The following is a 25316-nucleotide window of genomic DNA, read 5'->3' as shown; positions in this document are numbered from 1 at the left end:
AGGGTCTTAATTATAGATCTCTTATTCTGCACATTGGGTGATAATGGTGCGATGGCGGATGGTGTTGGGTTGAATAGTGGGAGTCTGAAACCCGGCATCGATTAAGGCTTGAGAAATATCTAAAGTGAAATATTCATCCATACAAGGTTCCGTGCTTTTGAGGAGGGTAAACACATAGGGTGGCATGGTTTGATACACTTCGGATTGGGGATTCATATCCATAATCGCCAGATGACCCTGGGGACGTAACAGCCGCCGAGCTTCGCGGAAAATTTGCTGGGTGGCTGCTTGGGGTAATTCATGGCAAATTAGAAAGAGGGAAACCAGATCGAAGGAAGTGTCAGGCAGTCCGGTTTCTTCTGCGCGGGCATGAATCCAACGGTTGGGCGTTTTTTGCTGGTTCTGTCTCTGTTCGGCTCGATATCCAGCTACGGCAAGGAAGTAGGGGGATAAATCGAGTCCGGTGATGGTGGCGTTGGGATAGATGTCTTGGAGGGCAAAGGTACTCATGCCAATGCTACAGCCCACATCGAGGATATCTTGGGGTGCAGGGGTGATCTGTTCTAGCAGAATTTGATGATAGGTTTGGCGTAAGCGCTCGTCTCCTTTTGCTCCAGCATCTTTCCAGAGTTGGGCATGAACGGCTTTAGCGGCAACTTCGACTTCTAATGCGGCTTCCCAACTGAGATTTCCTTTGTCGTAAGCATGGAAGGGTTGCAGGTAATAGTCGGGGTAGCTGATGTTGGGGTTTTGGATGGTTTGCAGTCGGGGAGTCCAATCAAGGGTTTGCAGGGTTTGGACTTCTGCTCGCCAAGGTACGCCGATTTTTTCGGCGCGTTTAATGATCATTTGCCGGGCTTGGTGTTTGGCGAAGGTGGCGAGGGGTTTAATGGAGAGAATGCTGTTAATAAGGGTAGAAGTGAGTCCGGCTGTGGTCATTGAAAGAAGTTTAAGAGGGTGGGTACAGGTTTTTATTGTGCCGGATGGGGGACTGGGAGAATGTTAAGTTAGTTCAAGAGGGTTTTGATGTAGAGCCGATCGCAGCGAGGGGTTTGGACTCCGGTGGCTTGTTCATATCCCCGGCGTTCGTAGAGCCAAATGGCTTCTTGGAGAATGGAGGCGGTTTCGACCCAAATTTGTTCATAACCTTGAGCTTGAATCCTGGATTCTAAGGTTTGCAGGAGAAAAGAGCCGAGTCCTTGTCCGCGCACGGAGGGCAAAAGATACATTTTGCGAATTTCTACGGCTTTGTGCCCTTTGGAGATGGGATGATAGGCTGCTGTACCGACGAGTTGTTGATTTGATTCAATCACCCAAAATTCTCCCCCGGTTTGTAGATAGGCGCTTTCGACTTCTAGAGCATCGCGATCTGTTCCTTGGGGTTCCCAAGCGAGACCATATTCGGCTAAAACAGAGCTGATGAGAGTGGCAACATCTTGGCGATCGCTCGGTTGCCAATCTCGAATTAAATAATTACGGTAAAGCTGTCTCACGGCTGTATAGATTGATATGTTCACCAAAATTTTAAGCGATCATGAGTCCCTTAGTTGAAAACTTAATCAAGCTCTATATTCCTTTAATTGGCTGGACGCTACTGGGATGGAGTATCAGCAAATTTCTGATTGGTACACTTTTACCCAAGAATATTAGTGCTTATTTAGGGAAAACCTTATTTATGTTTGGCGTGCCCATTAGTATTGTGGCGTTTCTGCGGAAAACGGATCTTTCGGGGGGCATTTGGATTGCACCGTTAACGGCTTGGATCGCGATCGCGGTGGGGGCAGCCTTTGCCTGGACTTGGATCGATCTGGGGGTGAGTGATGAACGGTTGCGATCCATTGCACGGGGCTTAAATCCAGCCCTAGAAGGGCCTCAAAATGTACCGGCAAGCGAGAGTAAATGGAGTCAACCCACCCAAGGCAGCTTTATGCTGGCGATGATGTGTGGCAATACGGGTTACCTGGGATTTCCTTGTGTTTTGGGGTTGGTGGGAGAAGACTATTTTGGCTGGGCTTTATTTTACGATCTGCTCGGATCGGCGATCGCTGTTTATGTGGTTGGCGTTGCCCTTGCATCCCATTTTGGCAGTAGCGATAAGCAGGAAGAATCGGTTCTGCAAAGAACCTTCAAAGCCACCCGCAATAATCCGGCATTTTGGAGCCTTTTATTCGGTTTAGGATTTCGCTATGTTCCCCTTCCGGATACTGTCGAAACCACCTTATATAATGCCGCTTGGACAGTTGTGCGGATTTCTTTGGTGTTAATTGGCATTAAGCTCAGTGAACTCAAAACCCTAGGCAAGCTCAAAAAAGCTTCGACTTGTTTATTAATTAAAATGCTCTTGGTTCCCCTGGTAGTAGGAACAGGATTAATGTTTTTTGGTATCGATGGCCCTCCCCGATTAGTGATGGTGCTACAAATGTCAATGCCTCCTTCCTTTGCGACTTTGGTGATTGCCCAAGCCTACCATCTAGACCAGGATCTAGCCGTAACCAGTTTAGCCCTTGGCTCGATTGTCTTGTTATGTACTTTGCCCATTTGGGTATGGTTATTTGGCGCTTAGATTTGCTGTTTCAATTGAATATTGTGGGGAGCTTCGTAAGCTGAATATAATAAATGATGTACAGTTTGGGCAAACTCTAAATTATCGGTTCCTTGTTGTAAATGGTGATAAAAGTCCTCAAAAACTCCTTGATAATGGGTGACCATGCGGGGGTGTTCGGTGGCACAATCAGCCAGAATACTGGACGCTCCTTGAGGATCGGTTAAGATCAGTCTTTGGCGATCGTGGTCTAAAAGCAGTTGATGACCGGTTTGGGCAAATTGTAAGTGAGTGGTTTTACTTTTTATTCCTAACCCCCAATGGGTTTCGATCCATCCTCGACCCGCACAATTATTTTCTGCTGTAGAAAATTTAAATCCGACCTGACTATGAATCACTTCATTAAAGGGAGTTAAATTTGGAGTAAAATAGGATTCGGTTGGTTCTAAAGCGCGAACCAGTTTGCTGATTACGCTTAAGGCATTGACTCCGGAATCCATCCAACTCGAAATCAGACTATGGGCATGAGGTTTTAAGGTTCCCTCGACCCAATAGGGATCATAAAAATGGGCAAAAAATCCCGTTATGGGGCCGTAAGTTGTCTCTAATTCGGGTTGATGTTCTAGAAACCATAAGACCTCAGCGCCAAAAGCAGCATGAAACGCGATCGCCAGGGGAACCTGAGCTTGGGAGGCTTGCTTAATTAAGGTTTCCCACTCAGTTCGGGACGAGGTGGCGGGTTTTTCTAAGAGAATGGGTTTCCCCCAGGAGAGGGCTTCTTGGGCTACGGTATAGTGACTGGGGGAACTGGTGGCAATGATGACAGCATCAGGATTGACTTGCTCGTACAGGTCGTGAAGATGAGTAAAGGCAGGAGTATTGGGATAATGATGATTCCAGGTATCGACTTTCTGGCGATCGCGATCGCTAACTCCAACCACCGTCAAACCTTCTACCCGATCTAAGGCCGGCCAATAATACTCGGTGACCTTACCTAATCCGATAATCCCTAACCGAAAGATAGAAACTTGAGTCATAAACGTTGAGGACTGAAGGTTATCTGGTTTAAGATAGCACCAAAGATACAAAATTTCCGGAATTCTTCTGAAATCAATCGTATAATTCAGCTATAATAGCAACAAGAAACTGCATGATAGGAGGGGACCCTGTTTAACTCTTTCTCATTAGCCAATTTTCCCTGATTTTCTGTATAGAAAAAACCATGGTTTCCGAACCCTCGAAGCGATCGCCTACAAACCCTCTAACCTCTGATCCAGCAGAATCTTCTCATTGTCTCTCCTTGATGGTTCTCTTTCATCTCAATATTGCCTTTTCATCAATTGAGATAGAGCAGCGTCCCCTAGTCCTGGAACGGTGTTATTGGCCAGTTCTCAGATTAGCGTCTGAATTGAATCTACCTGTAGCCATTGAAGCGACCGGTTATACCCTAGAAGTAGTGGCTGAACTCGATCCTCAATGGATCGATCAATTAAGAAGTTTAATTCATGAAGGGAAGTGTGAATTAATTGGCAGTGGATATGCCCAAATTATTGGCCCTATTGTTCCCGAAAAAGTGAATACTGCCAATCTATACTGGGGGCATAAAGTCTATGAGAAACTCTTAGGAATTTGTCCAAAAATAGCCTTAGTGAACGAACAAGCGTATTCTGCTAGTTTAGTTTCTCATTACTTAAGAGCAGGATATCAAGGGATTGTTATGGAATGGAATAATCCCTATCGATATCATGCAGAATGGAAACCGGAATGGCGTTATTATCCTCAATATGCTTGTAGTCAGATGGGCGAAAAAATCCCCGTTATTTGGAATAATTCTATTGCGTTTCAAAAATTCCAGCAATATATTCATGGCGAATTAGAAAAGTATGAATATGTGGATGAGTATTTAGTGAGTCATCTGGAAACGAAAGACCGAGTATTAATGGTATATGGCAATGATGCCGAAGTGTTTAACTTCCGTCCTGGTCGCTACACAACTGAAGCCAAAGTTCAAGCAGATGAATGGCAAAAAATATCTGATTTATTTAAGAACTTACAAGCAGATGGTCGATTTGAGTTTATTCCTGTCAGCAATGTATTAGAGAGATTATCATCCTCTCTAGGAGGTCATGATTTATCTTTGGAGTCTTCAGAAGATCCAATTCCCGTTAAAAAACAAAGAAAGTATAATATTACTCGATGGGCAGTCACGGGGACAGATTTAGAGATTAATAGCCGATGTTGGTCAATTTATAATTATCTCAAAGATCGAGTCAGTTATACCGATCCAGTTTGGCAGGAGTTATGTTATCTATGGAGTAGCGATTTTCGCACTCATATTACTGCTAAACGCTTGATCGATTATGACCAGAGGTTAAGAAGCCTAGCAAATGAGCTAGGAATTGTTTTTGTGACTCCTCAGTTAAAGTCTGGACATTGGCATAGTGCTTTACCTCCTCAGTTAAAGGTAGAGCGCCTAAATCGGTGGTTAACCTTGGAAACAGAGACGATTAAACTACGGCTTAATTGCGATCGTGGTTTATTTATCGATCGATTATGGTTTAAGAGGGTTTCTTCCAATTGGTTATGTGGCACGTTACACCATGGTTATTATGATGATATTGATTGGGTGGATGAGCATTTTTGTGGTCATCTAATCTTTCAGTCTCCTGGAAGTCGGTGTATTGATGATTTAAAACCGGTTAATCCAGTGATACAGTTTGATGCGGATGAACAAAAAATTTGGGTAACAGGTCGTATAAAAACTGAATTAGGGACGATTCAAAAACAGGTGGGTATCGGGATAACCTCCGATCAAGTCGATTTAGGGTATGAGTTGGACTTTCCGAAAGATATTATGGGTTATTTACGCTGTGGATATGTTATGTTAAATCCCCAGGCGTTTGAATTAGACAGTTTATGTTTTGCCACTCATAATGGTGGAAACCAGCTAGAAAGGTTTCCGTTAGATGATAAGTGTTTCGATCACCATCGGACTGTTTCTTCAATGGTTTCTTCCATGTGTGGCTTAGGGGTAACGGAAGGAAAAGTAATTTTAGGCGATCGCTATCACCAGATCCAGGTCACTCTTGATAAGGCTGAAGCTGCTTTATTGGGTATGGTGACTGCTCAACGAATTGCCAACAGCTATTTTTTTCGTCTGGCCTTTTCAGCGAGGGAAGTGGATGAGACAGCCAAAAAAGATTTATTTTACATTATTGATCCTGAGAACAATCCTTCAGTTTATCGCTTATCGATTACGGCTCAATGTTTATACTAAATATTTGGGTTTCACCAGTATAAAGAATAGCTAAAATCAGGAATGAATTAGAAATCTGTATAGAGACAGACGATCAGCCGTTTTGAAGGGAGCATGATACGCTATGATGGCATCGATCTTGCCTATGCATGAGTAGTGTTGGAATCAAATTATGAAACGGCGGCAGTTTACAAATTTATCTCTATTTTTACTGGGTCTGACGTTGACAAACTGTGGTCAAAGGCCAGATTCTCAGACGACAGTGACCAGTAGTGGGGGTGATAGTGTTCGGATTTGGTGGAGTCAGGGCTTTTATCCAGAGGAAACGGAGGCTATCCGTCGGTTAGTACAACAATGGGAGGAAGATAGTGGGTTACCGGTGGAACTGACCCTTTATAGTGAAGGAGATATTCTGCAAGAGGCTGAACGGGCGATCGCGGCTGGTAATCCTCCCGATATTCTGTATAGTCATGATGCCGATTTAACCTTTATTCCTAAACTGGCTTGGAATAATCAATTGGCTGATGTGTCCGATGTGATCGAAGCCGCCCAATCCTTCTATACTCCGACCATTCTGAATGCGGTTAAATACTTAAACGAAACAACGGGACAACGGAGCTATTATTCTGCACCCATCACTCAAACCACGAATCATATCCATTATTGGCAACCGTTGCTCTCTTCCATTGGTATAGGAGAAGAAGAGATTCCTGAAGATTGGGATGAATTTTGGCAGTTTTGGGAATCGGCCCAAGAGTCCATACGAAATCAAGGGCAAAGTAATTTTTATAGTATGGGGTTACCCATGTCTGCTTCAGCCTCGGATACCTTCTTTGTGTTCGAGCAATTTTTGGCGGCTTTTGATGTCGAAATTGTCAGTCAAGCGGGGGACTTGCAAGTAGACAACGCTTCAGTTCGTGAGAGAATTACACAAGCACTAGAGGCTTATACCCAGTTTTATCAACAACAATATGTTCCTCCAGAAGCGATCGACTGGGGAAATGCGGATAATAATGTAACTTTTCTGAGTCGTTCTACGTTGATGACCATTAATCCTACCCTCTCTATCCCTGGCTCGCAACGACAAGATAAAATCACGTATGAGGAGCAACTGTTCACAACTCTTTGGCCCAATAAACCGAATGGCGATCCAATGGATTCAGTAGTTTCGATTAAACAAATAGTAATTTTTGAATCTTCAAGATATAAGAATGAAGCGAAGCAGTTCTTATCCTATTTGATTGAACCGGATAATCTAAAACTCTATATTCAAGGGTCTCAAGGGCGCTTTTTCCCAGTGATGCCTCAACTGTTGGAAGATCCGTTTTGGCAAGATTCTACCGATCCACACATTTCAACTGCTTCTCAACAATTTTATCGGACTCGTCCCTTTGCACAAGCTTTGAATCCGGCTTATAGTGAGGTGCAAAACCAGAATGTTTGGGGGAAAGTGATTACTGAGATGGTGACTGAGGATTTGTCAGCTCAAGATGCAACCGATCGGGCGATCGCAGCGATTAAAACCATTTTTCAGGATTGGCAGTAACTTTCCTGGTACATAGGTACATTGCTCCTAACTTTTCTTGGAGGGAAGTCTGATGCTCAAGTTTCTCCGAAAAAGTCTCCTGTCTCAGTTGGTGACTTCTTTTTCGCTCTTGTCCTTAGTCACAGTTAGTGTAGTGGCGATCGCTGCCTATGTTAGGGCGAGAGATTCCTTGAGAGACTCAGTATATAATCGCTTACAGGTAGCTACGTCCCTCAAAGAATATCAATTGGATGATTGGGTGCAAACCCAGTACCAAGATGTGCTACTACTAGCCAAATCCTCCACCCTTCTCAACCAAGGGCAATATTTACTCCGGTCAAGCTCTGAATCTTCCCCTCTCACCACCGATTCAGATCCCAAGGATGTCGTAATTGCCCAAGAGCAGCTAAAAAAGTTGGGGTATTATCAAGGCGCGATCGACGGTGTTTATGGCAGTGGCACAGAAGCGGCGATCGCCGAGTTCCAGAGCGATCAAAACCTAGACCCGGATACTCCCTTAACCTTAAGCACACTCAATACCTTAATTGCCTATACAAGTATCTCTCAAGAATTGGCAGAATTTGCCCAGGTTAAACCCAGTTTACAAGAAATTTCTCTGTTAACGACAGGAGGAATTGTTGCCTTATCGACCAACAAAACCAAAGAAAAAACCTATCAACCATTAGGGACAACCACCACCTATTTTACTGAAGATCAATCTACCACTGTTATCCCTACCTTTTATACTTCCCCCATTACTCGCGAATCAGCCATTACCTTTGCTACCCCTATCCTCGATCGATCCGGTCAACGTCTGGGGGTCTTAGCGGTCGATCTCGATCTACAAGGGATTGATGATATTATTCGCGAAAGAACTGGCCTAGGTGAAACCGGTGCAACCTATCTGATTGGTCGCTTAGGAAATCGCAATGTATTTATTTCTCAGCAAGAAACTCCAGAAGAAGAAGAGAGTGAAAACTCGGAAAATTCAGAGGAATTAACAGAAGTCAATAGCTTTGGAATTCAACAAGCCACTGAAGGAATTGATGGGGTAGGTCTTTATAGAAATTATCAAGGCACTCCAGTAATTGGCGCTTATGTTTGGATGGAAAATCAAAATTTAGCCTTGTTAGCAGAAATGAGTCAGGCAGAAGCTTTTGCTCCTGCCCAAAGACTATTAAAGGAAATTTTGCAAATTGGCTTAAGTGCTGCTTTATTCTTATTAATTATTATTTATCTAATTTCCCGTCGTATTACTCAACCGATTCTAGGCATTACGGAAACAGCAATTCAAGTGCGTGAGGGTAACCTAAAATCACAAGCGCCGGTGCTGACCGAAGATGAGATCGGGACTTTAGCACAGGCGTTCAATCAGATGATTAATCAACTGCAAGAATCTAAAAATGATTTAGAAAATCAGGTGGAATCTGCCACTCAATCTCTACAAGAAACTTTAGCAAATTTAACTTCAATTATTGATAATATTGCTGATGGTTTGTTGGTCACAAATGCTGAGGGAATAATCACGCAAACGAACCAAGCTTTATTTAAGTTGTTTGACTTAGAAACGGGAAGTTTGCTCAACAGAAATAGTGAAGATATTTTTGGCGGTATTTTTTCTGAATTAGGATTCAAGGTCAAACAAAATCCTGAAAATATTTTTCAGTCAGAAATTGACTTATCAGAAAATCGGATTGGCAAAATTGTGGCCACAGGAGTTTCCAAAACCGATCCCCAGTTAGGTCAACAATTTTTAGGGTGTGTTTTCTTGGTCAGAGATATTACCGCAGATAAGGAAGTCGATCGGATGAAAACTGAGTTTATTTCGACGGTTTCCCACGAATTGAGAACGCCTTTGACTTCGGTTTTAGGGTTTGCGAAGCTGATTAGGAAAAAACTAGAAGATGTTCTCTTACCGAAGATTGATATCACGGATAAAAAAGTGGAACGGGCGGTTAATCAAGTCAGTACGAACTTAGATATTATTGTTTCTGAAGGGGTGCGATTAACGGCTTTAATCAATGATGTTTTGGACATCGCCAAGATGGAAGCGGGGAAGGTGGACTGGAAAGATGAACCGGTGGCGATCGCCCAACTGATTGAACGAGCAACAATTGCAACAGCCTCATTGTTCGATCAGAATCAAGTGGAATTAGTGGTTGATGTTGACGAGAATCTGCCCAGTATTCGCGGAGACGAAGATAAATTAATGCAGGTAGTCATTAATTTGATTTCTAATGCCGTTAAGTTTACGGAGCAAGGAACCGTCACCTGTAAAGCACAAAAGCAAGGGGAAACGGTGCTGGTGCAAGTCATAGATAGCGGGATTGGCATTGCTGAGGAGGATTTACCCAAAGTCTTTGAGAAGTTTAAGCAAGTGGGGGATACCTTGATTAATAAACCGAAAGGAACGGGATTAGGATTACCCATTTGTAAGGAAATTATTGAGCATCATGGGGGACATATTTGGGTTGAAAGTCAAATGGGTGTGGGCAGTACCTTTGCCTTTTGGTTGCCTATGCCAGAAAGCCATGGGGATATGGGTTGGCAACATTTGGTGCAAAAATTAACCCATGTGTGTACGGAAGATTCAGAGGATCAGCAGCAACAAGACCGGGTGATTTTAGTGGTTGATGATGATGCCAATATTCGAGAGCTGCTCAGTCAGCATTTGGATATAGAAGGGTATGAAGTGCGACAAGCAGCAAACGGACAGGAGGCGATCGCCCAAATTAAACAAGAAAAACCGGATTTAGTCGTTTTAGATGTCTTGATGCCAAAGTTGAATGGATTTGATGTCGCTGCCATTCTCAAAAACGATCCGGAAACCATGCAGATTCCCATTCTGATGATTTCGGCTGACGATCGCTCCGAAAGAGGTTATCGTATTGGGGTGGATCAGTATCTCACCAAACCCATAAGCTCAGAGCAATTTTTACAGAGGGTGCAGACGCTACTGGAGCAAAAATACTCGTCTAAACGAGTTTTAGTTCTCGATCAACAATCTTCAAACACACAAATGTTATCGCATCTCCTTCAATCTCAGGGGTATCAAATGAAGGTGATGAATACGGAAGATGCACTGTTTGCAGCCCATCCTGATTTGGTCATTACTGATGTTAATATGTCTAATAGCTCTAAATTAGTACAAACCTTAAACTTTCAAAAAGGTAACGATCAAATCATTGTCTTGTTATTAGAGAATCCCCCGATGCAGAATGGTAATTAAACTGAAGTCATTAATTAATAAATCAAAAACTAAAATCCTAATTCAAGAGTGGATCGATCTATGTCCCGGAAAGATCGGTGTTTTTGATCGAAAGAGGAATTTGTTAATGGGTAGCGCCCTACCGTTCTTTCCTCAAGAATATGAGATCAAAGCTGAAGGAGAAGTGATTGGTTGGGTGCGTGGAGATCGAGGAAGTTCTGCCGTATGCAGTTTATTAAATCATCTGGTGAATGAGACGCTCTCTCAAAAATCCTTAGTTAATGAAACCCTAGAACGATACAAGGAAATTAATCTCTTATATCGTATTTCTGAGGATATGAGTGCTTGCTTAGATATGGGAGTAATTGCTGAGTTGGTACTCAAAGAAGCACGAGATATTATTGAGTCTACCCAGGGTGAAGTTTTATTAGTCGATCCTGAACATCAGAGATTTAAAACTCTGGCAAAATTTGGTGATTCTCCTTCACGAGATTTATCCATAGATGATGGAATCGTGGGTTATATTTTAACTACAGGCGTGGCTGAAGTCATTAATGATGTAGAACATGATTCACGGTTAACGGAAAGCGATCGCTTTAATCAAGCCTTGATTTGTGCCCCCCTCAAAAGTCGTCATGAGGCTTTTGGGGTGATTTGGATCGGTCATTCTGAACCCATTAATTATCGAGCCGCAGACTTAAAGTTACTGACTGCCTTAGCCTCTCAAACGGCTAATGCAATGGAAAACGCTCGCTTGCATAATTATCAGTTGCAAGAGGAACGGATCAAAAGTAATTTAGAGCGGTATATGTCTCCCCAGTTGGTGAAAGCGATTATTGAGAATAAGGAAGAAAGCTTGTTGAAAACGGGGAAAAAAGAGCTGGTTATGCTTTTTTCCGATATTCGTGATTTTACCGCTCAGTGCGAAATGCTGGAACCGGAAACCATGGTGGAATATTTGAATATTTATTTTACTCATATGGTGGATGTGATTTTTAGCTATGGGGGGACGGTGAATAAGTTCGTGGGGGATATGATTGTCTGTATGTTTGGCGCACCTGCTCCGTTGGCAGAGAGTGAAAAGAAAGCGATTGAAACGGCGATCGCCATGCAACAGTGTCTACAATCTATACCGGTTCCTTGGATTCGGGACAACTTCAAAACGGGTATCGGTATCAGCTCTGGTGAGGTTGTCGTGGGTAATATCGGCGCTCGTCAGCATGTGGATTATACGGCAATTGGGGATAAAGTGAATACGGCATCTCGGTTGCAATCCATGGCTGAAGGAGGGCAAATTTTAGTCGATCGCACCATCTACGATCGCACAGTTGACCAGTTTAATTTCAAAGAGGTAGGATTAGTGAACGTTAAAGGTAAAGCTCAAACCGTGGAAATCTTTGAGGTCTTATATTAGTGATGGGCAAAAAAGTTTTAATTGTCGATGATGAAACTCATATCAGAATCCTTCTAGAACAAACCCTAGAGGAATTAGAAGATGAAGGAGTGGAACTGTTATCGGCTGGAGATGGAGAAACAGCCTTGGGTTTGATCCAGGAACAACAGCCCGATTTAGTCTTTTTAGATGTGATGATGCCCAGAATGAATGGGTTTGATGTGTGTTATCAGGTTAAAAAGAAACTAAATTTACAAAAAATATACGTTATCATGTTAACAGCAAAAGGTCAAGAGTTTGATAAGAAAAAAGGGGAGGAAGTGGGGGCGAATTTATATATGACAAAGCCTTTTGATCCGGATGAGCTACTCGAAAAGGCTATAGAAATTTTAGGGATATAGGGTTTTTGAATCTGTCATCATGAAAGGGAGAGGGCATTTCCAGTTGCACGACTCATTTAGACTAGCTATAGAATTTAGGTTTGCTATATATCAAATCCGGTTAATGGGTTAAGAAGCGGGCAGGGTGGGCAGGGTCTGTTTGTCGAATTTGAATGATGTCGCTCCCTCGTCCTGCCCACCCTACGATGATTGGTAATCTGGAGTGGGAGCATCTTGCTCCCTGGATTTTTTAATTAGGGTATTTAATTGGACTGGATATTAACTATGAATGCGCGGTTCTGGATGCAAGGTAGAGAGTAAATTACTTTCAACTTGCGCCAGAGCTTCTAGGCGAGCTTGGACGATCGCCGGATCGAAATAAGTGGTGGCTAAGATCCAGTAGACCCCATAATGGCGAGCTTCAGAAGCCATCAAAGAGCGATAAAATTGGGCGAGTTGGGGTTGGGGCAGGTGGTTGGCGAGCAGTCCGAGACGCTCATGGGAACGGGCTTCAATGAGGGCAGAAATCAACAGAGAATCGAGCATTCGTTCCGGTTCAGTGGGGCGAATTTGGGCTTTTAATCCGGCAGCGTAGGGAGGAGCCGAGAGGGGAGCGAGGGGAATATTGAGGCGCTCTAACCATTGATTGACTTGTTCAAAGTGTTCGAGTTCTTCACGGGCGATCGCCGTTAGCTTCCTCACCAGCACCTGACTGGAGGGATAGCGAAACATCAGGTTTAGAGCGACTCCGGCTGCTTTGCGCTCGCAGTGGGAATGATCTAGGAGGATGGTATTGAGATTGGCGATCGCCTGTTCAACCCAAGCCTCAGATGTCGGCTGTTGCAGAAATTTGATTTTCGGTAGTTCTTCCATAATAATCAAAATTATACATAACTGTAGGGGCGAAGGGCCCTTCGCCCCTACGGGTGATTCGGTTTAGGTAAGACTAGCGATCGCCTTTTCCACCTCCGCAACTGCCCGATCGATCTCCTCCGCAGACACAATCAACGGCGGCACAAACCGCACCACCTTGGGCCCTGCGGGAACCAGTAGCACCCCTTGTTCCATCGCTTTTTTGACAATTTCAATGGAGGTTAAGGGAATCTCCGCTTGCAGTTCCATGCCATTAATTAGCCCCCATCCGCGCACCTCAGCAATCAGTTGGGGATACTTGGTGGCGATCGCCCGCAAGCCTTTCCGCAATTGTTCGCCCCGCTCTTGTACATTTTGAAGCAACCGATCCTGCTCCACGGTTTGGCACACCGTCAGGGCTGCCGCACAAGCAAAGGGGTTACCGCCAAACGTGCTGGCATGATTTCCCGGCTCAAACACATCGCAGAACTGCTTACAGAGCAGCGCACCGATGGGAATACCGCCCGCTAACCCCTTAGCTGAGGTAAAGATATCGGGTTCAATGCCCAAATTCTCGTAACCCCAGAGTTTGCCCGTGCGTCCCATGCCCACTTGCACCTCATCCAGGATCAGTAAAATTCCCATTTGATCGCACAACTGACGCAAGCGCAGGAAATACTCCAATTCTCCTGGACGCACGCCCCCTTCACCCTGTAAGGCTTCAAGTAAAATCGCCGCCACGCGCCGCTCTGAGCTATCCAGGGAGGCGATCGCCTCTTTGACGGCTTCAAAGTCGTTATAGGGCACATAGGCAAAGCCTGGAACTAGGGGACTAAACCCTTTTTGATACTTGGCTTGGCCGGTTGCGGTAATCGTGGCTAAGGTACGACCATGAAAACTTGCTTTTGCCGTCAGGATTACTGGGTCTTCAATGTTCAATACCGTATGGGCATATTTGCGGGCCAATTTAATCGCCCCTTCATTGGCTTCTGCCCCCGAATTACAGAAAAAGGCGCGATCGGCACAAGAATGCTCGACTAACCATTTAGCTAAATCCCCCTGTTCTTGGATATAGTACAGATTGGAGACATGATGGAGCTTGCTAATCTGTTGGGTTACCGTTTCTACTAAAGCGGGATGGGCATGGCCCAAGGTACAGGTGGCAATTCCGGCTACAAAATCTAAGTATTCGCGACCTTGAGTATCCCAAACCAAGCAGCCTTTTCCTTGTTTGAGGGCGATCGGAAACCGCCCATAAGTAGACATCACATACTGGTTAAACTCCGATGGATCGTAAGCACTCTCTGTAACCTGGGGCGCATCCGTTGGGGTTAAAGTTTCTGGACTCACAATTGCTTCCTCTCGATTAAAAAGACACAGGATCATTCGGGAACTTGCATAACTTTCCGTTCTCTACAGGTCATCCCAAATATTCTATCTTAGCGTTGAAATTTGTCCCCCTATCCGATCTGTCAGTTGTTCTTAACACCCACGGGAGTTCATAATCATTTAAGATTTCCCCCCTCTCCCCTGGGTTGATAGATACGACCCACAGAATGATCTCGATTAATTTCCACCACTAAATCCGTTAACTCTGAGTTCTGGGTCAGGGGTATAATGAACAGTTCAGGATGTAAACTCCGCCAAAAATAATCCACAAAATCACTGATTTCCGATTCACTCATGCCCCCTTTCCCAGTTGCCATCCTTTCCTGTTCTGCTTCCCATCGCCACTGTTTAGACCAACGATAATCAATGGGCGATAAAATAATCAATTGATCTAAGCATTTCCACAAAGGTAAGTATTCATATAATCGTTGATTGATCTCTTGGGCAAAGTTTCGATCCGCCTCAGTATGAATTGGAGCAGGAGCAGAGGCAAACCGATCGGGATAAATGGGTTGTACCCCAACAAACCACCCTTCAAAAAAGACAATATCGGCATCCGTAATGATCTCTGGTTTTGTGCGATCGCCCTCTCCCCCATAGGCCGACTTATCAAATCGAGGAAATTCCACCGGATACTGGGCATTACGACACCGTTGCAACACCTCAATCCCTAACTCAACCTCATGGGTTCCTGGAGGCCCTCGGCGAACAAAACGGGGGTCTTGAGCCTTGAGAATTTGCCGATCCCGATAGGTTTTATATAAATCATCCAAAGATAAACTCGCTGATGTATAGCCCAGTTTTGCTAAGATCAAGTTCAGAACAGCGCCTAACGTAGTCTTCCCCGTTCCCTGACCGCCTAGAATGCCTTGAATCAGAGGTCGCCTCAGCTCTTTTTGAGATGCTGCTAACCACAGTGCCAAAGGTAACCAAAACTCCCATAAAGTTTGATACAGACCTTCAGGAGAAACAGAGGAAAAAACGGATAGAATATCTGGCACTAACGCTTTGAATAACTCAATTTTAAGCTCCGATTGGCATTTTTGTTTATCTGGAGTAAAATCAAACTTTAACCACTGATCTGGATTCTCTTGCTCTAAGTTTTTAAGCCATTCTTCTTTTACTTTAGTCTGCTGGTTTTTACCCAGAAGGCACTGAAAAAGTAGATCTCTATCCATGATTTTTTTAAAGTAGTGAGGGTTACAGTTTTGTTATTTTTGGCAAAAACTCTTGACTCTAACTCAGCGATCGGCTATTCTCCAATCGGAATCCCAGGCTAACCGAAGAAAAGCTGAAAGCTAACACTGAAAAATTCTTCAGTATCATGGCTATCATTATGATGACATAAGAACAAAAATCATAACATCAGCGTCATTAATCAACCTATAATGAGGTAACACCATGTCCAGTCAATATAGTTGGCAGCAAAAAATTCTTTGCCTAATCTGGCTGACTTATTGTATTTCTATTCCCAAAACTTACTTTGGTTCTCAAGAATATTTACAGACTTTTGCTACAAAAGCGGTCAAAGCCAATTTTGCTGATCCGCAAATTCGCAGTCTCATCGGTACATGGCAACTGACCTGGGGATGTGCTGTTTACCAAATTAAGAAAGGATCGTCCTCCTCAAATGTTAATGACCATACCATGTATATAGCTAAATACATGGATAACCCCGATCTCGATCAATATGTCATTGCTCTAGCTGGAACCAATCCCTTCTCTCTACAAAACCTCTTGCTTGAGGATGTCAATGTGGCCACCGCTTCCCCGTGGAATCAAGGCCAACCCTGGAAGACAGCAGAAAGACTGACCAAAGACAACGGTGAACCGGCTGTTTCGGCTGGAATTACCAAAGCTCTAAAAGATTTAACCACAGCCATGTGGGATGGCGATCAACTCCTCTTCGATCATCTCAGAGAAATCACCATGAATGCAAGCAAACCTGTAGAAATTACCGTTGCAGGTCACAGTCTTGCCGGTGCAATGGCTCCATCTCTTGCCTTATCCTTAGTCGATCGACAGGCGGAGTGGGATGCTAAACACACAACTAACATAAAAGTTGTATCTTTAGCCGGTTTTTCTCCAGGAAATGAAGCATTTGCTCGTTATTATGACCAAACTTTAGGGGATAAAACCGAAAGGCTGTGGAATCAGATGGATATCGTTCCTAACGTTTGGGCAGTTGAAGGACTCAGAAAAATTCCCAGAATTTATACACCCGATATTCCTCCGATTTTAGCAGTCGATATTGCATTGAAAGCCTTAGAGCTATCGAGTCAAGATCAGAACTATACTCATATAAAACGCACTACCGAAGGTTTTGCCAGTGATTTTAATCCTGGTTTCATGATTGATAATCTACCTAACGATTCAGACCTAAAAGAGGTAGTCTTAGATGTTTGTACAGAGTTCATGGCCTATCCTATTATTCTGCAACTCCAAAGTATTCCACTTGTCGGAGATGTGACCAAAGATTATGTGACAGATTTGGTTAAAGAATTTTCTGAGGAAGTCAGAGCCGTTCTCGATGATGTTGTTACTAATAATGCCAGCTCAGAAGAGTTACTGAAAGAATCTTTAAACGGCATCATCAGTAAAATTTGTGGTGTTGATGTCAACTTGTTTCTATTTCCCATACCTGATGAATTAGAGGAATTATTATCTACAGGACAGGTTGTTCGCTTGATCAATTTCGTCTTACAAGTTCTTTTTCAGCATGTCTGGCGTTATAGTAGACACTACCAATTCACAGAGTTTGATGCAAGAAGAGCAGAACTCACTGCCCAAGTTGCATCGAAGATGAAAGTTGAAGAAAGCAAAGTTCAAACTCAAAACACTGTGATTGTCAATTATGGTAGTGCGAAGAAAGATGATGTAGATGATTTATTGCGTGGGGAAGGCAAGCTGTTGAGGAGCATCTCCAGTGTTATGGAACAGCTCAAACAAGCCGATCAAGTTAGTCAAAATGCCCAACCCGTTATCTTTATCGTTCAGAAGAAGAAAGATAGCGGCAAATTCTGATGGCCGAGAGACCAAAAAACTTGATCTTCGTGGCTAGATGTGTTATACTCAAAGGACTGGCGACAACTTTTACCTCAACCAACAACTGTATTGACAGGAGTAAAAAACATGGCTGAAAAAGCGAAAAGCGTAGTCGTCCTTGAGAGCGATGAAGATTTTGGTGGTGAAGTTCATACTCTCGAAGGGCGAAGTCCGAAAAAGAAAAAGAAAAAGAAAAAACAAGACTTAAAGGGGCCTGAAAAGATGGTCTTCAAAATGGCGAAGCAATTTGATAAAGCAACAAGTGAGTATCGCGATCGCCATGAGAAGTCCAATGAGAAGAAAAAAAATGGATGGATAAAAGACCTTCCGAAAAACTATACTAAAGCAGCTAGTAAGCTACTTAAGTTCTAGTTTTAGTTCTTTGATCGTCTTTCAATTAGCTTAAGTCTCATTAAGCTAATTGAAGTTCTTAAGAATCCGGAAGCTATTGAATTCTAAAACCACCCTCTAAAACCATTTCTTTCAATACCTAGGAAGACAAATCTATGCCGAAAGCACAAACTGCAAACACAATCATCCTTGAAATGCCTAGTGCCAAAAAGGATGATATCGAAGATTTAAAACGTGGAGAAGGTAAACTGTTCAAAAAACTTGCCAAAACTATTGATGAGTTAAAAGACTCTGGTCAAGTTGAAGAGAATGCACAGCCTATTGTGGTGATCGTTCCCAAAAAATCAGACAACAAATTTTAGTCTGTAAATACTTTTTCTCAAGTATTTACACAGATTTTCTGTTTGTCAATAAAAGTTATGTGTGGCTGTTAATCCACCCAAAAACTATGTTACTATGGTTTCTGGGTGGATTATTAACTATTGACCTGAGCATCTCTACCCTTGTTAAGGATGGTTAAACGTAAAGATATCCCTACACCGCTAATTGAAGCGAAAAGCAAAAAAAAAGTAAAAGTTGTTGCTGAACTAGAAACCCGCCGCTTTTCTATCTATTACGTTATCCGACGCTTCCTAGTTTATTTTTTAGGCATACAAATTCGACGGATTACCCGACAGTCTGACCTGCAAAAAACAGCGAATGACCTACGGGAAATATTTGAAGAATTTGGTGGATTTTGGGTAAAAGCTGGACAAGTTTTGGCTTTAAGAACCGATTTATTTCCTAAAGTTGTCTGTGATGAGTTACGCCGTTTACAGTTTGAAGCTTTGGGATTTCCGACAAAAGTAGTTCGCGCCACAATTGAAGAAGAACTGGGTCAACCTGTCGAAAAAGTATTTGAATATTTTGATGACGATCCTCTCGCAGCCGCTTCTATTGCCCAAATTCATAAAGCAGTTTTGCGGAATGAGCAGAAACCTGTGGTTGTAAAAATACAACGTCCAGGAATTAAAGAATCATTTGAGAGAGATCTCAACTTAATTAAAGTTCTAGTGAATCTATTAACCCGATTCAATATAGCTACTTTTTTGCGATTAGATGAAGCCATTATCGAGTTAGAAAAAACATTTCGAGAAGAATTAGATTATCGCTATGAAGCCTCGAATACTCGCCGGATGCGTAAGTCTCTGAAGGCCCATAAAATCTATGTACCTAAAATCTATGATAAGTATTCGAGACGAAGAGTGTTGGTGATGGAATTTATTGACGGTGTATTGATGTCTGATTATATCAAAGTTGCTCAAGCCGATCCACAGAAAGTCAAACAATGGGAAGTAGAAAACAATATGGATACGGAAAAGCTAGGGGAAAGGCTGTTTTTATCCTTGTATAGACAAATTTTTGAAGATAATTTGTATCATGGCGATCTCCACCCAGGTAATATTATCTTGTTGCGGAATACAAAGTTTGCCTTAATTGATATGGGTAGTATTGGGAGATTAGATAGAGATTTAAGAATTAAATATCTGAATTATATTAATGGATTGGCAGAAGAGGATTTTGCTAAGGCTTCTGATTATTATATCCGGTTTGCCTTAGATGTACCTAGGGTGAATATGCCCAGAGTGCGATCGGAGATGGCGCAAGGAATAGAGGTTTGGGCATCTAAGGCACGACTGAAAGGGGTAGACTATCAGGAAAAATCCTTTGGGGGAGCTACCAGTGAAGTGTCTAAAGTGCAAATCAAATATGGTACACCGAGTAACTGGATCTTTCTGAAAATCACGCGATCGTTCTTGACGCTGGATGGCTCTCTTCAGTATATAACTCCAAATTTCAATATTTTTAAGCTGATTGATAAGTATAAAAAACAAGCCGATCGCCGAGCATTTAGGAAAAGTTTAGAACCTCAAGTGATTAGAGCTTCATTGAATCAGTTGTTTAATATTATAGATGAGTACAATAATATTATTCTGCCTGAGCTGCGACAACGGACTACACCGTTTGAATTAACGGCCGATCCTTATGCTTTGGCTCTAGCGGTTATTTTCCGGTCTTTTTCCTATGCGGTAGGTCTTGGAGCTATATTCGTATTGTATACATTCCTGTATCAATACCATTTCCCAGTGATTCAATGGATTCACAATTCAGCTTTAGAGGATTTCGTTCATAAGATTATGATCCTTCCCTATATTGGATGGATTGCTATATTGATCGCTATGCTGCTAACGATTAGAATGTTATCAGCCTCTGCTTCTATTCTAGAGCGTAAAGAATATGGATTTTTCCCATAGTAGGGCGTAAGTCAAGGATTTTACCGTTAAAAAATTTACCATGTTCTGTGGAGTTATGTTAGCTTATGAGTCAATTAACACTTTCTTGGCCTTCCTTGGTGTTTGATGGGGATGAAGACTATATCGTCATGTATATTCCGGAGTGGGAAACGCCGGTTTTTTCGGTTGAACTGTGGGCTAAGGCTAGTCAAAAGCAGGTCAATTATGCCAGTTTAATAAACAGTTGTGATGATCCTCCATTTAGTAATTCTTTCCAAATCGATGTGATGAATGGTTATTATCGCTTCTATCATAGCGATGTTCAGGTTCGCATGGGGAAAGTCCAATTAGAATGGCAACATCTAGCAATTACTTATGATGGCAATGAAGTCAAAACCTATTTGAATGGCCAATTGCAATACTCTAAAGCAATTGCTTCAATGCCAACGATATTTAAGAATTATACTCTAGGACGCAGTAGAAGTGCGGATAAATACTTTTGTGGAGAACTCAGTGATGTTCGGTTGTGGGATAAAGCGCTAACGGCTGAAGAGATTCAAGCGGCTATGGATCGCCGTTTGGTGGGTAATGAAGATGGATTGGTCGCTTATTGGCCGTTGGATGAAGGTACAGGAGAGACGATTGGCGATCGCACGGGTAAGATTGAACCAGGTACGATTCATGGTGCGACTTGGCAACAGGATGGAGTGGAAATGAAACCAGCAGTTCCGACTAGAGAGGAGCATTCTCAATGGGTGTTGAGTTTCAATGGAGAAAGTGACTACATTGAAACGGACTGTAAGCTCAACTTTGGCACTGAACCCTTTACCCTGGAAGCTTGGGTCTATAGCACGGGGGCATCAGGGGTGATTCTCTCCTCGGAAAAACATGGAGTCAGTGCTTATCAATTCCGACTGGTTCAAGAGAAGAATACGATCGCCTTTATGTTCTCCGATCGCCCCGGAAATCATCTCCTTTGGGACAGTAAACAGGGATATTTATTACAGTCCACGGTGGCTGAGAATGAATGGTCACATATTGCAGTCAAACGGATCGGAACCACCTATCAACTGTATGTGGATGGAAAACTGGCCAGCGAATGTCAAACCGAGCAAGTCATTGATTGGCAAAATAGCACGGTAAACTTGCGTATTGGCGCTCAACGTCCCTATTCAGGAGAGGGGGGAATCTTTTACTTTAAGGGTAAAGTCGCTGAGGTGCGGATTTGGAATATAGAGCGATCGCCAGAAGAAATCCAGATTCAAAAAAATTGGGGTTTAAGTGGACAAGAATCGGGGTTAGTCGGCTATTGGCCGCTGAATGAGGGCAATGGAGAAGTGAGCGATTGCACTGGAAACAGCAACACTACTCTATATGGCGGAACCTGGGAACAGGAAACGGTAGAATTTGGATTCGCTGGCGATCGCCCCATGGCCAACCTCACCCACTTAGGACTAACGGGAGATGAACGCGAACTGCTGCAATATTTGCCGTCAAAAGGGGGTCAAGGTCTACAGATTGATTCACTCATGGATGTTCCCACCCAACCCCAAGCGATCCTCAGTTTAGATGGCAACAGCTACATCGAAACCAACGCTCAACTCTCCCTCGGTCTAACTCCCTTCACCCTAGAAGCGTGGGTATACAGTACCGGACAATCGGGGGTAATTCTGTCTGCGGAAAAACATGGAGTCAGTGCCTATCAATTTCGACTCGTTCAAGACAAAAACACCCTTGCCTTCATGTTCTCAGACCAGCCGGGCAATACCCTACTGTGGGAAGGAAAACAGGGTTATCTGTTGAAATCAACCGTCCTTCAACACCAATGGTCACATATCGCCATTAAGCGAGTCGGAAAAACCCATGAGATGTATGTCAATGGAGCATTGGCAGCTCAATGTGAAACCAGTCAACCCATAGACTGGAAAACCAGCACATTCCCCTTGCGGATCGGCGCTCAACGTCCCCATTCAGGAGAGGGGGGAATCTTCCACTTCCAAGGAAAAGTGGCTGATGTCCGCATCTGGAATATAGAGCGGTCAGCAGAACAGATCCAAACCCAGCGTCAATATCAGTTGACGGGTCAAGAAGGGGGATTAGTCGGGTATTGGCCTCTGAATGAAGGGAATAACCAAATCAGCGATCGCACCAAACAGAGTACAGCCATCCTTTACGGAGGAACCTGGGAACAACAAGACCTGTATTTCCTGCAAACAGATGCTCAAGGAACCGCAACACCTCAAGCCACTGCACCAACTGCGGCGATCGCTCCGGTAACCCCTGCCACTGTCCAACCCAAAGCCGATCGCTCCCAAGACCTTGATGTAGATCTAGACTTTGACACAACCGTAATCAGCGTCACTATTTTGACAGGTAGCAATGATTTGGGAGGCAAACCCAAAACTATCTACGGCAAAGAACAGAAGAAAAAACGCAAGAAACGCAAAAAGCAAAACAAATATCTTTCTCCTGTCGAGAAAGTCGTGCGTAAGGTCGCTAAACGGCAAGATAAAGCCACTCACACTTACGTTGAACGGCATAAGCGATCGAATCGCAAGAAAAAGAATGGTTGGATCAAGGATTTAGTTAAAAACACAACTAAGAGTTGGGAAAAACTGTTCTAGTCCCTTTCTCTAGTCCCTGAGCTGTAATAAGGTAATAGGTACACAAAGGTCTGTTCCCTATTACCTTTTTCCCATTCAACCTCACCCACCCATTTCATGACCCAAAATTTGGACTATCCTTACCCCACTGAAAGCATCCTAGAGTTTGACGGCAAAGACGATTATATTGACTGTGGTAATAGCAGTCAGTTAAATCTGACTGAACCGATGGCGATCGAATGTTGGTTGAAACTCACCGATCCGCAAGAAGGCAGCCGATATTATATTCTCGGTCGAGGAACTCGTCAGTATAACTATAATTATGGCCTGCTCTATCAGAACTTAAAAGGGAATCGCGAGCAAATCAAGTTTTTATACTCAGAATCTCCCGCCGTTTGGCAACCTTCGATGAAGATTGGCGATCGCCAATTTCATCATCTTGCCTTAGTCATCGATCGTCAGCAAGTTGAACTCTATATCGATGCTCAACCCCAAGGTTCCCAACCCCTATCCGATCCCATCAACCCCCCCAGTGATGTCCCCTTCCAAATCGGACGACTCTTTGGTAAAACCCGATTGAAAGGATACATCGCCGACATTCGCATTTGGAATCAACCCCGAACCCACCCAGAAATTAAAACCCAATGTCAGCACCGTTTGCTCGGTAATGAACCCGGATTAATCGGGTATTGGCCCCTGAATGAAGGATCAGGAACTCAGATTCAAGACCTCACAGAAAACAGCAACCCTGGAACCATCCAAGGAGCCACTTGGATACCCCCTGAACCTTCTCGATCCCCCGATATTCCCCTAATCGAGATCCAGTCAAAAAACAAACCCAAGTTAAAATTAAACCCTAAACTCAAAATTCCCAGGGAAATTACTCAAATTATAGTCTTGAGAAGCAAGAAAGGACTGGGTGGAGAACCAGAAATTATTTACAGTCGAAAAGCCAAAAAGAAGCAAAAAAAATCCGAACAAAAACAAACCATAAAATGGGTTCGGAATGTTTACAACGATTTTGCCAAAGCTCTTTCCAAGCTGTAGGGGCTTTCCGGAGAAAACCCCTACAAGATATCGTCGATAGAATGGTCTCCAATGTACAGAACTTGATTAAAATGAGTTTATACAAAAGGCTTTTCTAGGACGTGCAAAATATCCGAGGAAACCCTAGACCAACTGTAATTAATCTCACTTAAATGCCGGCCATTACGCCCCATATCTTCCGCTAAATCCAGATTGGATAACAGGTAATTAATCGGCTGGGCAAAAGCATCGGGATTTTCGTAATCCGTCACCAGTAAGCCATTTTTTTCCGGAATGATCACTTCTGCATTTCCACCCCGCACTGTCGTTAGAATACATAACCCCGTCGCCATCGCTTCATAATGAACGCGAGCCAAGGGTTCTTGCCACTGAGAAGCACAGACAAAAATATCACCTAAAAGGAAATAATCTTGAACTCGATCTGGTGAAATAAAACCCGTTAAACGGACTGCATCACCCAATTTTCCTGCCTGCTTTTTCAGATCGCGGACATAGCCATTCTCCTCATTTTTACCGTACCACTTACTACCAACGAGTAAAAGCACAGCAGAAGGATGTTGTTCTAAGACTTTTGGAAAAGCATTGAGTAAAATATGCGGCCCTTTTTTATCCGTTAAACGACCGACACAAAGCACTACTTTTCTATCTTCTAGGCCGTGTTGAGCTAACAAACTTGACCGACGCTCTTGCAGTCCGGATGACCATCGCGGTTGAAAGCGGTTGAGATCCACTCCCGCATAAACAGGTTTGAGCTTATGCTGATAATCGGGAAATAAATCCGCAATTCCATCAGCAATAAATTGACTTACTGTAACCACTGACTCTACTCGACTTAAACAGCGATGAGCCAGTTCAGGTGTGATTTTCTTAGCATGAAACATCTCATTATGCATACTCAAAAGAAAGCGACTTTGAGGTGCGGCATCGGCAACTAAGGGTAAATACTTCGGTCGGTTGTAAAAGATAACCCAATCAAAAGTTTCTTTAGCCACAAAGTTAGCGACTGCTTGGTAATATGCCTCAGAATCCCCTGGTGCATATCGTTCATATCGAATACCATTTTTGACTTCTCGTTCCGGTAAATTCGGATCGGTTACGGAAAAAACAGTGATGTCATGTTCTTTGCTTAAATAAGGCAAGATACCATCAATATACGTTTGAATTGCCCCACCACGAACACAAGGTACAGGTAATTTTTCTGTACAAACCAATACAATTTTCATGTTCTTGCAAAATCCTAATGTTTATGATAGATTAGCCCTTGAGCTTGGCACTCAAGCAAGTACCCATCTATGGAGAAAGTCAAAGTATAGAAAGAAGACAAGCATAAACGGTTTTACTCCCGGCGTTCTGAAGTCCATACTTGATAATAAGATGGTACACTAAAATCCCAATCGATCAAGAATTAAATTCTAGAGAGTAAAATCAAATTCTCTACGATTAATCGATCGA

Annotated in this window: 19 protein-coding genes; 12 read left to right on the top strand and 7 right to left on the bottom strand. The window is 43.2% G+C overall.

From position 1 onward, the window contains the following. Window positions 1–21: 21 nt before the first annotated feature. The gene (locus PMG25_RS15770) at window positions 22–939 is read right to left on the bottom strand and encodes a class I SAM-dependent methyltransferase (RefSeq protein ID WP_283767855.1); all 918 of its coding nucleotides are present in this window, start codon (window positions 937–939) and stop codon (window positions 22–24) included. A 68-nt stretch (window positions 940–1007) separates the two neighbouring features. Further along, complete coding sequence (locus tag PMG25_RS15765; RefSeq protein ID WP_430540972.1) at window positions 1008–1520, bottom strand: GNAT family N-acetyltransferase; 513 nt, start codon at window positions 1518–1520, stop codon at window positions 1008–1010. Between the two features lie 14 nt (window positions 1521–1534). On the opposite strand from PMG25_RS15765, the gene PMG25_RS15760 reads away from it, so the two are divergent. Next, window positions 1535–2563, top strand: a complete 1029-nt coding sequence (locus PMG25_RS15760) for an AEC family transporter (protein ID WP_283767854.1) — start codon at window positions 1535–1537, stop codon at window positions 2561–2563. On the opposite strand, the gene PMG25_RS15755 is transcribed toward PMG25_RS15760, so the two are convergent. Further along, on the bottom strand, window positions 2560–3579 hold the full coding sequence (locus PMG25_RS15755) for a Gfo/Idh/MocA family protein (protein ID WP_283767853.1): 1020 nt from the start codon (window positions 3577–3579) through the stop codon (window positions 2560–2562). The two genes, PMG25_RS15760 and PMG25_RS15755, sit on opposite strands and share 4 nt — an antisense overlap. A gap of 185 nt (window positions 3580–3764) precedes the next feature. Here PMG25_RS15755 and PMG25_RS15750 point away from each other — a divergent pair, with 185 nt between their 5' ends. From PMG25_RS15750 to PMG25_RS15730, 5 genes are all read left to right on the top strand, one after another. Next, entirely contained in the window at window positions 3765–5819 is a 2055-nt protein-coding gene (locus PMG25_RS15750) for a hypothetical protein (protein ID WP_283767852.1), read from the top strand. 151 nt (window positions 5820–5970) lie between these two features. Next, window positions 5971–7344: a sugar ABC transporter substrate-binding protein gene (locus tag PMG25_RS15745; protein WP_283767851.1), complete on the top strand. Its 1374-nt coding sequence runs from the start codon at window positions 5971–5973 to the stop codon at window positions 7342–7344. Between the two features lie 52 nt (window positions 7345–7396). Further along, window positions 7397–10552 (top strand): ATP-binding protein, encoded by a 3156-nt coding sequence (locus PMG25_RS15740; protein WP_283767850.1) that lies wholly within the window; start codon window positions 7397–7399, stop codon window positions 10550–10552. 106 nt (window positions 10553–10658) lie between these two features. Next, window positions 10659–11945, top strand: a complete 1287-nt coding sequence (locus PMG25_RS15735) for an adenylate/guanylate cyclase domain-containing protein (RefSeq protein ID WP_283767849.1) — start codon at window positions 10659–10661, stop codon at window positions 11943–11945. A gap of 2 nt (window positions 11946–11947) precedes the next feature. Then, window positions 11948–12325, top strand: coding sequence for a response regulator transcription factor (locus PMG25_RS15730; protein WP_283767848.1), 378 nt, complete (start codon window positions 11948–11950; stop codon window positions 12323–12325). Window positions 12326–12583: 258 nt separating this feature from the next. On the opposite strand, the gene PMG25_RS15725 is transcribed toward PMG25_RS15730, so the two are convergent. The 3 genes from PMG25_RS15725 to PMG25_RS15715 form a co-directional block, all read right to left on the bottom strand. Next, complete coding sequence (locus PMG25_RS15725; protein WP_283767847.1) at window positions 12584–13177, bottom strand: MiaE family protein; 594 nt, start codon at window positions 13175–13177, stop codon at window positions 12584–12586. A 63-nt stretch (window positions 13178–13240) separates the two neighbouring features. Continuing rightward, complete coding sequence (locus PMG25_RS15720) at window positions 13241–14506, bottom strand: aspartate aminotransferase family protein (protein WP_283767846.1); 1266 nt, start codon at window positions 14504–14506, stop codon at window positions 13241–13243. Window positions 14507–14661: 155 nt separating this feature from the next. Next, a complete protein-coding gene (locus PMG25_RS15715; RefSeq protein WP_283767845.1) occupies window positions 14662–15723 on the bottom strand; it encodes a hypothetical protein in 1062 nt (353 codons plus the stop codon). 223 nt (window positions 15724–15946) lie between these two features. Here PMG25_RS15715 and PMG25_RS15710 point away from each other — a divergent pair, with 223 nt between their 5' ends. The 6 genes from PMG25_RS15710 to PMG25_RS15685 all read left to right on the top strand — a co-directional run bounded on the left by PMG25_RS15710 (window position 15947) and on the right by PMG25_RS15685 (window position 23864). Continuing rightward, a complete protein-coding gene (locus PMG25_RS15710) occupies window positions 15947–17569 on the top strand; it encodes a DUF6200 domain-containing protein (protein WP_283767844.1) in 1623 nt (540 codons plus the stop codon). A gap of 108 nt (window positions 17570–17677) precedes the next feature. Continuing rightward, window positions 17678–17962, top strand: coding sequence for a DUF6312 domain-containing protein (locus tag PMG25_RS15705; RefSeq protein ID WP_283767843.1), 285 nt, complete (start codon window positions 17678–17680; stop codon window positions 17960–17962). 134 nt (window positions 17963–18096) lie between these two features. Further along, complete coding sequence (locus PMG25_RS15700) at window positions 18097–18303, top strand: DUF6200 domain-containing protein (protein ID WP_283767842.1); 207 nt, start codon at window positions 18097–18099, stop codon at window positions 18301–18303. Window positions 18304–18453: 150 nt separating this feature from the next. Next, entirely contained in the window at window positions 18454–20235 is a 1782-nt protein-coding gene (locus PMG25_RS15695) for an ABC1 kinase family protein (RefSeq protein WP_283767841.1), read from the top strand. A 65-nt stretch (window positions 20236–20300) separates the two neighbouring features. Beyond that, entirely contained in the window at window positions 20301–22838 is a 2538-nt protein-coding gene (locus PMG25_RS15690) for a LamG-like jellyroll fold domain-containing protein (protein WP_283767840.1), read from the top strand. A gap of 96 nt (window positions 22839–22934) precedes the next feature. Continuing rightward, window positions 22935–23864, top strand: a complete 930-nt coding sequence (locus PMG25_RS15685; protein WP_283767839.1) for a LamG domain-containing protein — start codon at window positions 22935–22937, stop codon at window positions 23862–23864. A 77-nt stretch (window positions 23865–23941) separates the two neighbouring features. Here the strand turns inward: PMG25_RS15685 and PMG25_RS15680 are convergent, their stop codons facing one another. Beyond that, window positions 23942–25087, bottom strand: a complete 1146-nt coding sequence (locus PMG25_RS15680) for a glycosyltransferase family 4 protein (RefSeq protein WP_283767838.1) — start codon at window positions 25085–25087, stop codon at window positions 23942–23944. Window positions 25088–25316 lie beyond the last annotated feature (229 nt).

The organism is Roseofilum capinflatum BLCC-M114, assembly GCF_030068505.1.
Classification (GTDB): Bacteria; Cyanobacteriota; Cyanobacteriia; order Cyanobacteriales; family Desertifilaceae; genus Roseofilum; species Roseofilum capinflatum.
Note: the sequence above shows the minus strand (reverse complement) of the source record. Positions and strands in the feature narration are given on the sequence as shown.